12 protein-coding genes and 1 tRNA gene are annotated in these 12,521 nt (G+C 63.4%); 6 read left to right on the top strand and 7 right to left on the bottom strand.

Going from position 1 to position 12,521, the window contains the following annotated elements:
- Nucleotides 1-97: 97 nt before the first annotated feature.
- Nucleotides 98-1,096 (top strand): 2-dehydropantoate 2-reductase, encoded by a 999-nt coding sequence (locus FIU28_RS24280; RefSeq protein ID WP_143575657.1) that lies wholly within the window; start codon nt 98-100, stop codon nt 1,094-1,096.
- Between the two features lie 91 nt (nt 1,097-1,187).
- Here the strand turns inward: FIU28_RS24280 and FIU28_RS24275 are convergent, their stop codons facing one another.
- Nucleotides 1,188-2,510, bottom strand: coding sequence for a TadE/TadG family type IV pilus assembly protein (locus FIU28_RS24275; RefSeq protein WP_143576375.1), 1,323 nt, complete (start codon nt 2,508-2,510; stop codon nt 1,188-1,190).
- Between the two features lie 386 nt (nt 2,511-2,896).
- Between FIU28_RS24275 and FIU28_RS27465 the strand changes: the two genes are divergently transcribed.
- The gene (locus tag FIU28_RS27465) at nt 2,897-3,187 is read left to right on the top strand and encodes a hypothetical protein (protein WP_246660792.1); all 291 of its coding nucleotides are present in this window, start codon (nt 2,897-2,899) and stop codon (nt 3,185-3,187) included.
- Between the two features lie 186 nt (nt 3,188-3,373).
- The gene (locus tag FIU28_RS24265; protein WP_246660791.1) at nt 3,374-3,811 is read left to right on the top strand and encodes a CAP domain-containing protein; all 438 of its coding nucleotides are present in this window, start codon (nt 3,374-3,376) and stop codon (nt 3,809-3,811) included.
- Between the two features lie 33 nt (nt 3,812-3,844).
- Here FIU28_RS24265 and FIU28_RS24260 read toward each other — a convergent pair whose 3' ends face one another.
- Nucleotides 3,845-4,450: a hypothetical protein gene (locus FIU28_RS24260; RefSeq protein ID WP_246660790.1), complete on the bottom strand. Its 606-nt coding sequence runs from the start codon at nt 4,448-4,450 to the stop codon at nt 3,845-3,847.
- 192 nt (nt 4,451-4,642) lie between these two features.
- Here FIU28_RS24260 and FIU28_RS24255 point away from each other — a divergent pair, with 192 nt between their 5' ends.
- Both FIU28_RS24255 and FIU28_RS24250 read left to right on the top strand, forming a co-directional pair.
- Complete coding sequence (locus FIU28_RS24255; RefSeq protein ID WP_143575656.1) at nt 4,643-6,112, top strand: DHA2 family efflux MFS transporter permease subunit; 1,470 nt, start codon at nt 4,643-4,645, stop codon at nt 6,110-6,112.
- Nucleotides 6,113-6,187: 75 nt separating this feature from the next.
- A tRNA-Arg gene (locus FIU28_RS24250) sits at nt 6,188-6,264 on the top strand.
- 163 nt (nt 6,265-6,427) lie between these two features.
- On the opposite strand, the gene FIU28_RS24245 is transcribed toward FIU28_RS24250, so the two are convergent.
- Nucleotides 6,428-7,075: an outer membrane protein gene (locus FIU28_RS24245; RefSeq protein WP_143575655.1), complete on the bottom strand. Its 648-nt coding sequence runs from the start codon at nt 7,073-7,075 to the stop codon at nt 6,428-6,430.
- Nucleotides 7,076-7,335: 260 nt separating this feature from the next.
- A protein-coding gene (locus FIU28_RS24240; protein WP_441351643.1) for an IS3 family transposase occupies nt 7,336-8,531 on the bottom strand; the annotation gives its coding sequence in 2 pieces (ribosomal slippage) (nt 7,336-8,270 and nt 8,270-8,531; 1,197 coding nt in all).
- Between FIU28_RS24240 and FIU28_RS24235 the strand changes: the two genes are divergently transcribed.
- Nucleotides 8,497-8,814 (top strand): hypothetical protein, encoded by a 318-nt coding sequence (locus tag FIU28_RS24235; RefSeq protein ID WP_143575654.1) that lies wholly within the window; start codon nt 8,497-8,499, stop codon nt 8,812-8,814. The two genes, FIU28_RS24240 and FIU28_RS24235, sit on opposite strands and share 35 nt — an antisense overlap.
- A 71-nt stretch (nt 8,815-8,885) precedes the next feature.
- Here the strand turns inward: FIU28_RS24235 and FIU28_RS24230 are convergent, their stop codons facing one another.
- The 3 genes from FIU28_RS24230 to FIU28_RS24220 form a co-directional block, all read right to left on the bottom strand.
- A complete protein-coding gene (locus FIU28_RS24230; RefSeq protein ID WP_143575653.1) occupies nt 8,886-10,211 on the bottom strand; it encodes an anaerobic C4-dicarboxylate transporter in 1,326 nt (441 codons plus the stop codon).
- 177 nt (nt 10,212-10,388) lie between these two features.
- On the bottom strand, nt 10,389-11,570 hold the full coding sequence (locus tag FIU28_RS24225) for a serine hydrolase domain-containing protein (RefSeq protein ID WP_143575652.1): 1,182 nt from the start codon (nt 11,568-11,570) through the stop codon (nt 10,389-10,391).
- Nucleotides 11,571-11,655: 85 nt separating this feature from the next.
- Complete coding sequence (locus FIU28_RS24220; RefSeq protein ID WP_143575651.1) at nt 11,656-12,399, bottom strand: GntR family transcriptional regulator; 744 nt, start codon at nt 12,397-12,399, stop codon at nt 11,656-11,658.
- Between the last annotated feature and the right edge of the window lie 122 nt (nt 12,400-12,521).

Here is a 12,521-nt window from a genome sequence, read left to right as displayed (position 1 = left end):
AACATAGCGGTGCGGTATGACGCCTTCAAGCCAAACGGGTTCCATCGGCGGCTGGCGGCGCGGAATTTTACTGCTATCAATGATCCGGGAGACAGCGATGACACAGCGGCCGATTGGAATTGCCGGCGCCGGAAGCATCGGCTGCTTTGTCGGCGGCATGCTGGCCGCCGGCGGTCGCGAGGTCACGCTGCTGGCGCGGGCGCGCGTGATCGAAGAGGTCAGCCGCCACGGCCTGCGACTGACTTCCTTCGACGGGCTCGACCGGAAGATGCCGGCTGCCGGGATGCTGTTGTCCGACGATCCCGCCATCCTGCGCGACGCAGCGGTCATCCTGGTCACCGTCAAGAGCGCCGACAGCCCGGAAATCGCCGAACTGATTGCGCGATATGCGCCGGAAGATGCGGTGATCGTCAGCCTGCAGAACGGCATCGGCAATGTCGATGCGCTGCAGACCATATTGCCGCGGCATCGCGTGCTGGGCGGGATGGTGCCGTTCAACGTCGTGGCCATGGGGGAAGGCCGCATGCATCGCGCCACCTCGGGCGACATCGTCGTGGCACGCGACGACGCCGGCACCGCGCAGGCATTGTCGGTAGCGGACCTGCCCGTCCGTGCGACCGACGATATCGCCGGTGTGCAATGGGGCAAGCTGGTGCTTAATCTCAACAATGCGCTCAATGCGCTGTCCGGCCTGCCGCTGCGCGAACAGTTGGCGCAGCGCGAATGGCGCAGGCTGTTTGCCGACCAGATGGCAGAAGGGCTCGCCGCGATCCGGGCGGCGGGCATCCGCCCGGTCTCACCGACGCCATTGCCGATGGCGCTGACGCCGCTTCTGCTGCGGCTGCCCGATGGCCTGTTCAGGCTGCTGCTCGGTCGCACCATGCAGATCGATCCGCACGCGCGCTCCTCGATGTGGGAGGATCTCGAGCGCCGTCGCCGCACCGAGGTCGATTATCTGCAGGGGGTGATCCTGCGCACCGCCGCGCAACATGGATTGAAGGCGCCGCTGGCGCAGCGCATCGTGGCGCTGGTCAAGGCCGCCGAGGTCGCCGGCCGCGGTTCGCCGGGGCTCACGGCGAGGGAAACAAGGGGATAGTTTCTGTTTGTCGTCCGCGCTTTCGCGGGGACGACACGTGGAGCGCGCGAGCGCCGTATCAATTTCCGGCACGCCTAGCAGAGTATGAGCACTAGCTGCGGATGCGGGCGTCGGCAATGGCTTTTTCGAACAGCGCACTCATCGCCTGGGCGATGCCTTGCGTCGGGCTGACTTCGAAATAGAAGCCGGGCGAGGCGCAGCTCTTCATATTGATGGCGATCTCGCTGTTCGGGGAGGGACCATAAGGTCCGGCATTGAACGGGTCGATCCAGGCATTGTACCAGCCGTTGGTCGGCAGGGCGAGATAGGTGGTGTACAGCACCGCCACCTTGATACCGCGGTCCGTCAGCGTCTTGCAGAGAGCGGGGTTGATAGGCGACTGGCAGCGCCCCCCGTTCGTGGGCTTTTTGCAGCCGCCCGGATTGTACTCGTCGGCGACGCCGTCGGATACGAAGAACACGTATTTCTGCGGTGCGGCGGCGGTTCCGGCACCGGGATTGGTGATCTCACTGTTCAGCGCAGCCAATGCCGTGGTGTAGGGCGTATCCTGATCGTTGTTGTCATTCTGGCCGTTGACCGACATCAGGTCGATCTTGCCGGCCTCGGTCTTGGCGTTGTCGAGATTTGCCGACAGTGCAAACAGGGCGCGAAGACCCGCGGTCTGTGCCGAGGCGCCGAAGTCGTAGATCGCCATCCTGAACTGGCTGTTATAGGTCGCGGTCTGCTTGGCCGTTCTCATCAGATCTTCAGTCGCGGTGCGCAACACGTCGATCCGGGTGGTCACGCCGAGCGTCTTGGCGAGATTGTAGTAACTGTTGCTGTTCAGCTTGTCATGGCAGGCAAAGGCGCATTGGTCCGATGTATTAGCGACCATCTTGGCGACATCGGCAGGCGTTGCGCCGACGCCCATCGATGGCGAGTTGTCCAGCAACAAATAGAAATCAATATAGGCCGGCATCGACGCCGCAGATGTCGACGTCCCCGAGATCGCCAGCCGGCTCCAGCCGATGATCGATGTGAAAGTGGTCGGCACGGTTGCTGAGTACTGCACCGTCGAAACCACCTTTCCGGCGATTTTCTGTACGTCGGCCGAAAAGCCGGTCAACGTGTAGCCGTTGCGGCCCGACATGTTGCCGTTGAAGATGTTGGTAGCGTCGGTGACGCCGGCGGGGATGGCGCCGTCGGTGGTCATTGCACCTGCGGCAATAAACCCCGGCGAGCTCCGGGCGACCGAGCCGACGCTGGCCGCATCGATCGCCGCCTGCATCTTGCCGCGGATCTCCACGGTGCGGCTGTAATCAATCGCGCAGCCGATAAAGGCGATCAGCGGCACCAGCGCAACGGCGAAGATAGTCGCAACATTGCCGCTTTTGGCGTGTCGAAAACGAGCCAGCAGGTCGAGAAATCTGGTCAACACCTGGAAGATCCCATGCTGATAAAGACCTCACTGGTAACATTCTCCGCCTAAATATCGCTTAATCCGATTGTCGAAACTCAACGAAATCAACTACGCAAACGGCTGCCCCGCGTTGAAGTAAACAAGCCGTAAATGCCCGCGGACTCATCATTCGCCGAACTAGCATTCGCTTCCTGTGGATGCGAGTGAGAACAAAACAAGAGCAATTCAGTACATCGCGATGTGACATCAAGGGCTATGTCATTCTGTACTTCTTTAGTATAGATAGCTGCGTGATTTGGCGGTGGTCGATGCGTTCGCGCCCTGAAACTGTCGTTTGATCCTTTAATGCATCCGCATTGCGTGTGCTGATCGAAGACCTCAACTTAAGAATCGGAGCTATTATGGCCAAGGCTGCAAAGAAAAAACTCGTGCGTCGCGAATACACCAAGGAAGACGTCAAGACGCTGAAGGAGCACTCCAAGGCCCAGACGCCGCTGGTGAAGATCTCCAAGGCGATGAAGCGTACCGGCGGTTCGCTGCGCCAGAAGGCCATCAAGCTCGGTATCCCGCTCGGTCATCGCCGCCGCAAGGCCAAGGTGACGAAGGTTGCCAAGACCACCAAGGTCGCGAAGTCGGCCAAGGCAGCCAAGAAGACCGTGAAGACCGCCAAGGCGAAGAAGGCCAAGAAGTAAGGTCTAGCGACCGGATATCATCGCCTGGAGCGCAGTTGCGCTTCAGGCGAACTGCAGAGATATCGCTCGTGGCGAGAGGCGGATGCCGCCCTCGCATGGCGGGGCATGTGCTGCGAAGCGGCAGCGCCACGATCGCCTGTTTCTATAGCTGTCACCTCGTCCCCCCGCCGCCGACGGATGTATCACATGACAATTCGCAACCTGCGGGCGACTGCGGTAATGCTTGTTCTTGTTTTGATCCAGATCGCGCCTGTGCAGGCAGCGGATTATGCCGGCCAGATCAGCGCCTTTCGCCGGGCACATGGCCTTTCCGCGGTGACGCCGGACGGCAAGCTCGATGCGGTCGCGCAGTATCAGGCGATGGCGATGTCCGAAAGCGGCAAGGTCAGCCACGAGGTTGGTGGCCCGTTTCCAAAGCGCATCGCCCCCCTGCGCAAGTCCAGGGCTGCTGAAAACATCGCGGCGGGCTCCACCACTTTCCCCGAGACGCTGAAGCAGTGGCAGGACAGCGCCGGCCACCGCGCGAATTTGCTGATGCCGGGCGCCAGGAAGGTCGGCGTGGCCTATGTCGCCAATCCGAAGTCGCCGTACCGGATGTTCTGGGCGTTGGTGATCACCGACTGAGGCCGCCAGCGCGGCCGTGCTTGCGGATAGGTGCTAGCTCTCTCGCGTGCGACGGGTTTTCGGCGGCGGGCCGAACAGCGCCTTCTTGATGTCGCTCAGCCCGCTCGACAGTTTCGACCAGCCGCAGGCCAGCGGATCGGCACAGTCCGGCTGCTTGACGCGCGGTTTCGGCCGGACGGTGGCGACCGGCCGGATGTCTTTCGGCGGCGGCACTGTCGATGACGCCGGGGCGGCGGCTGGCGGTTGCAGCGCTGCCTGCTGCTCCTCGCGCTGCTTCGTGGCAAAGGCTGCGGCGATTACGCTGCGGCGCTGCTGCTCGAGATACGAGGTATAGTGCTCGTCGATGGCCTTGAGCTCCGCGGCCGTCGGATTGGGGCCGGCGATATCGAAGCTGCGGTTCTGCATGAAATCGAAATAGGTGTACCCGACGCCGGGCTTGCGCCGTCCGGCGAACTGGCCGTCACAGGCCGATAGCAGCGTGGCCCTGTCCTTGGTAGCCGAGCGCCCGGCGCGCTCGGCGCATTCCTCGAAGTCGGCGGGCGCCGCGGTCCACCACTGCGCCAGCGCGCAGGTCGGCGTCAGCGCGGACAGGCCGAGCGTCATCACGGTCAGACATATGAATTGGCCGGGTACCGCCATCGAGCCCGCTCCATCCCTGTTGCACGGCAATATTCATCCGTCCGGCGGCCTTTATCAATGCAATAGACGGCCGTCGTCCCGCCAATCCACACCACCCGCATGGTCGCCATGCGCCGCGCCGCCCGGCGCCGGCATTGCCTTGCCGGCCTTCGCTGCGGCATACACGGGATCTCGCGACGCCGGTCGCGCATCATGGACGCGACCTTGCCCGCACTGACCGACGCCTCCGCCCATAATCCCGGCCCTGCACCGACGCGGGCGCGCGAAGTATCGATCGCGTTGCTGGTGGCCGCGGCGTTCTTCATGGAAAATCTCGACGGTACCATCATCACCACGGCGGTGCCCGCCATGGCGCATGATTTTGGGGTGGCGCCCGTCGACCTCAATCTCGGCGTCAGCGCCTATCTGCTGACGCTCGGCGTGCTGATCCCGATCAGCGGCTGGGTCGCCGACCGGATCGGCGCGCGCACGGTGTTCGCCGCAGCCATCGCGGTGTTCACCGGGGCCTCGCTGCTGTGCGGCCTGGCGGATTCGCTGGGCGCGTTCATCGCGATGCGGGTGCTGCAGGGCATCGGCGGCGCCATGATGGTGCCGGTCGGTCGCCTGGTGGTGCTGCGCGGCACGCCGAAGGAGCGCATGATCAACGCGATCGCGATCCTGACCTGGCCCGCACTGGTCGCGCCGGTGCTTGGCCCGCCGCTCGGCGGTTTCATCACGACCTATGCGTCATGGCGCTGGATCTTCTATCTCAATCTGCCGCTCGGCGCCCTCGCTCTCGCCGCCGCGCTGTGGCTGATCCCCAACGAGCGCGCGCGCCAACCGCGGCCGTTCGACTGGCTCGGCTTCGCGCTGACCAGTGGTGGGCTGCTCGGCATCTTGTGGGCGGTCGAGGTGGTGAGCCGGCCCCACATGCAATGGCGCGAGGTGCTGATGCCGCTGCTGGCGGGCGCGTTGCTGCTCGCCGCCGGGGTGGTGCATATGCGTCGCGCCGCGCATCCGATGCTGACGCTGTCGGTCTTGCGGGTGCCGACCTTCGCCGTCACGATCTGGGGCGGCTCGCTGTTCCGGATGTCGACGGGCGCGGTGCCCTTCCTGCTGCCGTTGCTATTTCAGGTCGGCTTCGGCCTCGATGCGTTTCAGGCCGGCATGCTGGTGCTGGCCGTGTTTGCCGGCAACCTCCTGATGAAGCCGCTGACCACGCCGGTGCTGCGGCGATTCGGCTTTCGCACCGTGCTGATCGGCAACGGCTTGCTCAACGCTGTGTTGCTGGCCTGTCTGGCGCTCCTGACGCCTGCCACCCCGGTCTGGCTGATCGCCACGCTGCTGTTTGCCGGCGGCATGACGCGCTCGATGCAGTTCACGGCGCTCAACACGGTCGCCTTCGCCGACATCCCGCAGCCGCAGATGAGCGATGCCAACACGTTGTTCAGCACCGTTTTCCAGCTGGCGATGGGGATTGGCATTGCGCTGGGTGCGGTGGCGCTGCGGCTCGGCGACTGGGCCGCGCCGCAGCTCGGCCTTGCGCAGGTGCCGGCGGCCTCGTTCCGGCTGGCCTTCCTGGTGGTGGGGCTGGTCGCGCTCCTCGGCATTATTGACGCCTTGCGGCTGTCGCGTGATGCCGGCGACCACGTGTCCCGGCCGCAGGGCAAGGTTGCGCGCTGACGCCGGCCGCACTAGCGACCCGCGCGATGCTCTGGTATGGATCGGGTCAAGCCCCGCATCGATTGCGGGTGTTGCGGTCCCGTAGCTCAGCCGGATAGAGCGACGGTTTCCTAAACCGTAGGTCGCATGTTCGAGTCATGCCGGGATCGCCAGCCAGTTCATTGAAAACCTCGACGCCGCAGGCCGCAGCGCCGGCGCATCACGCGCAGGCGGTTTGACGTATGCCCGGGGCGGTCGGGACCCGCCCGTGACGATACGGCAAAGAAAAAGGCCCGCATTGCTGCGGGCCTTTCGCGTTCTGGAAGGGGTCGGAGCTTAGAAGCCGCCGCCCAGGCTGCCGAGGTTGAAGCGGTAGTTCAGGCCGGCCTTGACGGTGTGCTCGTCGTTCTTGAAGCCGACAGCCGCGAGGCCGGGCTGCAGCGCGGTCACGTTGCCGAAGTCATAATACTGGTATTCGATCTTGCCCGACCAGTTCTGGGTGAACAGATATTCCAGACCGCCGCCGACGGTGTAGCCATCACGGCCGCCGTTGCCCGAGAAGCCGTTGGTGAAGCGCGAGTCAGCCCAGGCGTAACCGCCCTTGACGTACAGCAGGGCCGGACCACCCCAGGTGTAGCCGAGACGGCCGGTCACCGAACCGAGGCCACGGTTGGCAAAGCTGCTCGAAGTGTCGAGCCAGGAGTAGTTGGCTTCCACACCGAACACCCAGTTCGGGGAGAACTGCATGTCGTAGCCGACCTGGGCGCCGCCCATGAACGTGCCGTCATTGCTGCCGCCGACCAGGTTGTTGTTGCCCGGGAAGCCCCCGCCGACGTGACCGCCGATGTAGAAAGCGGTCCAGTTGTAGATCGGCGCTGCGGCCATCGCCGGTGCCTTGGTGTAGGGACGGGCGGCGAGGTCAGCGGCCGAAGCCGGAGCGGCCAGAGCGATGAAAGCGGCGGAAGCGAGCAAAAACTTTTTCATTGTGGGTTCCTTGAGGCCATCCCCGGTGGATGGCTGCATCTGACGCGAACCTAGACGATTGCGCATGGATTACTGTCTCCACTCTGCAACAGTCAGCAACTGCCGATGAGTTCCGAATCCACAATGGCGCCTCATTTGAGATGCCGTGCGATTGGAACAAAGGGCATGATCGACTTTTACGGCGCCGAAAGAACGCTGCGTTGTCGGGATGAAGGAAGATACCAACCATGAGCTTGGTATCGTGACCTGAGCCCCAAGCTTCATCCAGCGATGGGAAGAATCCTTTGATCATTTGAGCCTGTGTGGCTCGGTGATGCAACGGGACGGGGCGCGGAGCCCCAAATCAGCTCATGCGGTCCGTCCCGTTGCATGTCGGACGCGTGGAGCTTGGCATAGGTAGCCGGTGGAAGATTGCCGATCGCGCTGTGAGGGCGGACGGTGTTGTAGTCGTCCTGCCATTCAGCAAGGACTTCGCGGGCATGGTTGAGGGACGAGAACAACGTCTCGTTCAGGAGTTCGTCGCGCAGGCGCCCATTGAAGCTTTCTACGAATGCGTTCTGCTGCGGCTTGCCTGGTGCGATGTAGTGCCATTCGATCCTGGTCTGCTGTGACCATCGCAAGATGGCCATGCTGGTAAATTCGGTACCGTTATCGCTGACGATCGTTAGCGGGGGACCACGCCGGGCGATCACCGCATCGAGCTCTCGGCCGACCCTTGTGCCCGAGAGCGACGTATCGGCAACCAATGCGATGCACTCGCGGGTGAAGTCGTCCACCACGGCCAGCATGCGGAAGCGCCGGCTGTCGGTCAGCGTGTCGCTGACAAAGTCGAGCGACCAGCGATGGTTGGGACCTTGGGGCAACGTCATCGGAGCCCTTGTTCCCAGCGCTTTCTTGCGACCACCACGCCGTCGAACCTGAAGCCGCTCCTCGGCGTACAGACGCCGCAGCTTCTTGTGATTGATCGAAACGCCATCGATGCGCAACAGTAGGAGCAGGCGACGGTAGCCAAACCGCCGTCTGATATTGGCCAGTTCGCGCAACCTCGCGCGAATGACAACATCGTCGGGCCGCACGCTGCGATAGCGTACCGAGGTTCGATCCGCTCCGATGACCGCACACGCCCGCCGCTGGCTGACCTCAAAACTTGAACAAAGGTGAGCCACAGCTTGTCGCTTCGCGACGGGCGTCACCATTTTTTTGAATTGAGATCCTTCAACATGGCGTTGTCGAGCATCGCTTCGGCCAGCAGCTTTTTTAGCTTGGCATTCTCGTCGGTCAGAACCTTCAGGCGGCGGGCCTCCGACACATCGAGCCCACCATACTTCGCCTTCCATTTGTAGAACGTCGCGCTGCTGATCCCGTGCTTGCGACAAACGTCCCCGGTCTTTGAGCCTGCCTCGTGCTCCCGCAGGATCGCGATGATCCGCTCTTCCGTGAACCTCGACTGCTTCATCTCCGTCTCCCTTCAGGTGACGGATTCTACCCATTTTTGGCGGAAGTTCAGGGGCTCAGGTCAATCGGAAGAAACGCCGGATATCGGCGGCGACGATCAGCTTCTCAGCGAGAGCTTCGATCATGCGTACGGCGGTCTGCCAACGGATCTGCGTACGCACGCGACCAGCGCGTTCATTGCTACCAGCATTATCGCGCATGTGCGCGCGAGCGACTGTACGCAGGACGCCATGATGCACGCGGCGCTGGACGCCGTGGAGGAGCTGGAGAAACGCCGGCGCTAGCAGATCGCATTGCCAGCCGTCGTACCGGAATCCTCAGTTGCATTCTCCGCTACGCGCAGATCCATGCTTTGTCAGAACAATATCGTCGACAGGGTATAGGCCACCACGGTGGATACCGAGACGCCGATCAGGCCCGGAATCATGAAGCTGTGGTTGAGCAGATAGGAGCCGATATGCGTCGTGCCGGTACGGTCCATGCTGATCGAGGCGAGGTCGGACGGATAGAAGCAGAAGAAGAAATAGGCATAGCAGGACGGGATCACGGCGAGCATCTGGTGCGTTGACAGGCCGAGCGTATAGCCGAACGGCATCATGATCACCAGCACCGCCGCCTGGCTCTTCACGAAGGCGGAGACGGCGAACATCGCCAGCGCGAAGGTCCATGGCGCGTATTGCACCATCTCCTTGATGTTGCGGATCAGGAATTCCTGGTTGCCGGTGACGAAGCAGTCGCTCATCCAGGCGATGCCGAAGATCGCGATCACCGCGGTCATGCCGGCATTGAAGACGCTGGACTTGCCGACATCCGCCGACTTCACATTGCAGCTGAACAGGATCAGGGCGCCGGCGCTCATCATGATGATCTGCACCACGGTGGTGAGCGGCAGCATCCTCCCGTTATAGTGCGGCAACAGCACCGGAAACAGCGCCAGGATGATCACCGTCAGGATGCCGCCGAAGAACAGACACACCGACAGCGCCGCCGTGCCCGGCAGTTCCTTGCCCAGCGTGGTGACGTCCTGCTCGAGCGAGGCGCGGAATTCGGGATCCTTCAGGCGTTCCTGGAAGATCGGGTCCTGATCGAGTTCCTTGCCGCGGTTCATGCTCCACAGCGCAGCCATCAGCACGCCGATCAGGCCGGCGGGGATGGTGATGCTGAGAATCTGGATCAGGGTTGCGGGGTCATTGTTCTTGGCCGACAGCGCCATGAAGCTGGTGACCGCTGCGGCGACCGGCGAGGCGGTGATGCCCATCTGCGACGCGACCGAAGCGACGCCCATCGGCCGCTCCGGCCGGATCCTGGTCTTCAGCGAGACGTCCGCGATCACCGGCAGCAGCGAATAGACCGCGTGCCCGGTACCGACGCACATGGTCAGGAAAAACGTGCAGAGCGGCGCGAGGATGGTGATGCGCGTCGGATGCGCGCGCAGCAGGCGTTCGGTGCGCTGAACCATCCAGTCGAGGCCGCCGGCGACCTGCAGCGTAGCGGAGGCGGTCACCACCGCGAGGATGATGAGCATGACGTCGATCGGCGGGCTGGCCGGCGGATTGTGGAAACCGATGGTGAGGACGGCGACGCCGAGACCGCCGAGCATTCCCAACGCGATGCTGCCGCGGCGGATGCCGATCAGGATGGCCCCGAGCACCAGAAAGAACTGTATCCAGAACTGAAACATCGTTCGCACCCTTCGCGTGGCTCATCCGGGAGGAACGTCGTGTTATCGTTATCCGACCGCGGTCGGTAAAATCTGAAGGCCCCCTGAGCCTGATCACTATTGCCGCAATCGACGGCACGACGATTGATGCACATCAAGGGACGGCACATGCATCCCTTGATGTGCTTCGCCGACCGGTCAGCGCAAGGCGGCGACCGCGGCATTCCAGAAATCGTTATCGAGGACGCTTTCGGAAAATTTCGGCTTCGACCGCGCGCTCAGCACTACGCTGATGATGTTGTGCTTCGGGTTGATATAGATGAACTGGCCGAAGATGCCGCGCGCGCTGTAGGCGCCGTCGTCCAGCGAGCCGTCGGGTGCCGGCACCGGCCACCACATGTAGCCGTAGTCCAGCCGCGCGCCGCCGACCTGACGGGACGCGCCAGCCTCCTTCATCCAGCCTTCCGGCAGCACCCGCTCGCCATCGATGGTACCGTCGCCGAGGATGAAGCGACCGAAGCGGGCATAGTCGCGCATGGTGGCGAACATCCCGCTGCCGGCGATCTCGAGTCCGTCCTTGGCCTCCAGCCACCACGCGGCGTCGGCCTCCATGCCGAGCTTCGACCAGATCTTTTTCGACAGGTAATCCGACAGCCACTTGCCGGTGGCGGCGCGGACCAGCGCGCCGACCAGATGGGTGTCGCCGGTCGAATATTTCCACACCGTGCCGGGCGCCGCGATGCGCGGCCGGTTGGCCATGTAGTCGATGATGGCGCCGGGCTGCTGCTCGATCTGCAGTTGCAGCATGTGGCGCCGCTCGGAGTTCGGATTGGTCTGGGTGTCGTCCCATTGCACCCCGGAGGTCATCTGCATCAAGGCCTTGATCGAAACTCCCTCATAGGCGGAGCCGGCGAGTTGCGGCAGATAGTTGGTGAGCGGATCGTCGATGCTATCGATCAGCCCGTCCTGCACGGCGGCGCCGACCAGTGTGGTGGCCACCGATTTGGCCATCGACATCGACAGCCACCGCGTCGCGGGCGTAAGGCCGAGGTCGTAATGCTCCAGCAGCACCTCGTCGTCCTTCATCACCAGCAACCCGGCGATGCGGTTGCGCGCGACGTAGTCGTAGATGTCATAGACCTCGCCGCCCGACGGGATCGGAAATTCCGGCAGCGGGCCGGCGGAATAGTTCAGCGGGCGTGTCGTTGCGCCGGCTCGGATGGTGCGCGCCGGGAAGGCCGAGCCGAGATTGCGAAACGTCTCCAGATGCAGGCAGGGCATCTGCCGGCCGGCATAGCTGCTGACGATGGCTTCGATGGCGTCCTGATGCTCGGCCGGTGAGGGGGATGTCGCGGTGTCGAAATCGCCGTGAGGCGCCATGCGGTTGTTCAACTGATTACCTGCCGTGCCGGTAGAGGAGGGCGCACTATGGCTTATGATCGTGCCGACGCAAGCCGGGAGCGCGTCATCCGGACTTCAACGCCTCGCCGGCCGCCTGTTCGTCGCGCCCGGTCAAGGATTTCACCAGCGACGCCTTCACGCCCGCGACGTGCTCGCGCATCAGGATTTCGGCGCGATGGGGCTCGCGCGCCAGAATGGCCTCGTAGATGCGGTGGTGGTCATCATGGCGGCGGCGGACGTCGCGGTGCTCGAAGGCGACGATGTTGCGGCTCGACGACATCGGGACATGGTGACAGATGCGAATCATCTCGGCGAGCATGCGGTTGCGTGCCGCGGCCAGCAGCGTCTCGTGAAAATCGCCGTTGATGCCGCGGTAGACGGAGATCGCGCCGGCCTCGAAGTGGCCCGGCGCCAGCAACGCATCGCCGGCGACCAGGCTCCGTTCGATCACGGCGCGTTCCTCGGCGGACAGTCCGCGCTCGGCGGCAAAGCGCGCGGCGACGCCTTCCAGCGACGCGCGGATCTCATAGGCATCGACGATGGCGTCGAGCGGGAATTCGCGCACCGTGAAGCCGCGGTTCGGCGCGTAGTCGAGCAGGCCCTCGCCGGCCAGCGCCTGCAACGCCGCGCGCACCGGGGTGCGCGACACCGCCAGCGTCTTGCTGAAGCGGACCTCGTTGATGCGCTCGCCCGCATGCACCGAGCCGTTCAGGATCGCGTCGCGGATCTCGTCCATCACCGATAGCGAGCGGTTGCCGGCGCGCAAGGCGGCCGGTTCGAAAGGGGGTGGCGGGGCTATGTCGGCCATGTTCGGGGCTCTGGCTTAGTGGATACACTTATAAAGCGTAAGGAAACATTCGATCATGCAGTCGCCAACAAATCCACATTTTAATGCGTAAATCTGCCGCATATAAATCGGGCATGTCGCGG

This window comes from Tardiphaga sp. vice154 (genome assembly GCF_007018645.1).
Classification (GTDB): Bacteria; Pseudomonadota; Alphaproteobacteria; order Rhizobiales; family Xanthobacteraceae; genus Tardiphaga.
The sequence above is the reverse complement of the archived record's forward strand: the minus strand, read 5'-3'. Positions and strand labels throughout refer to the sequence as shown.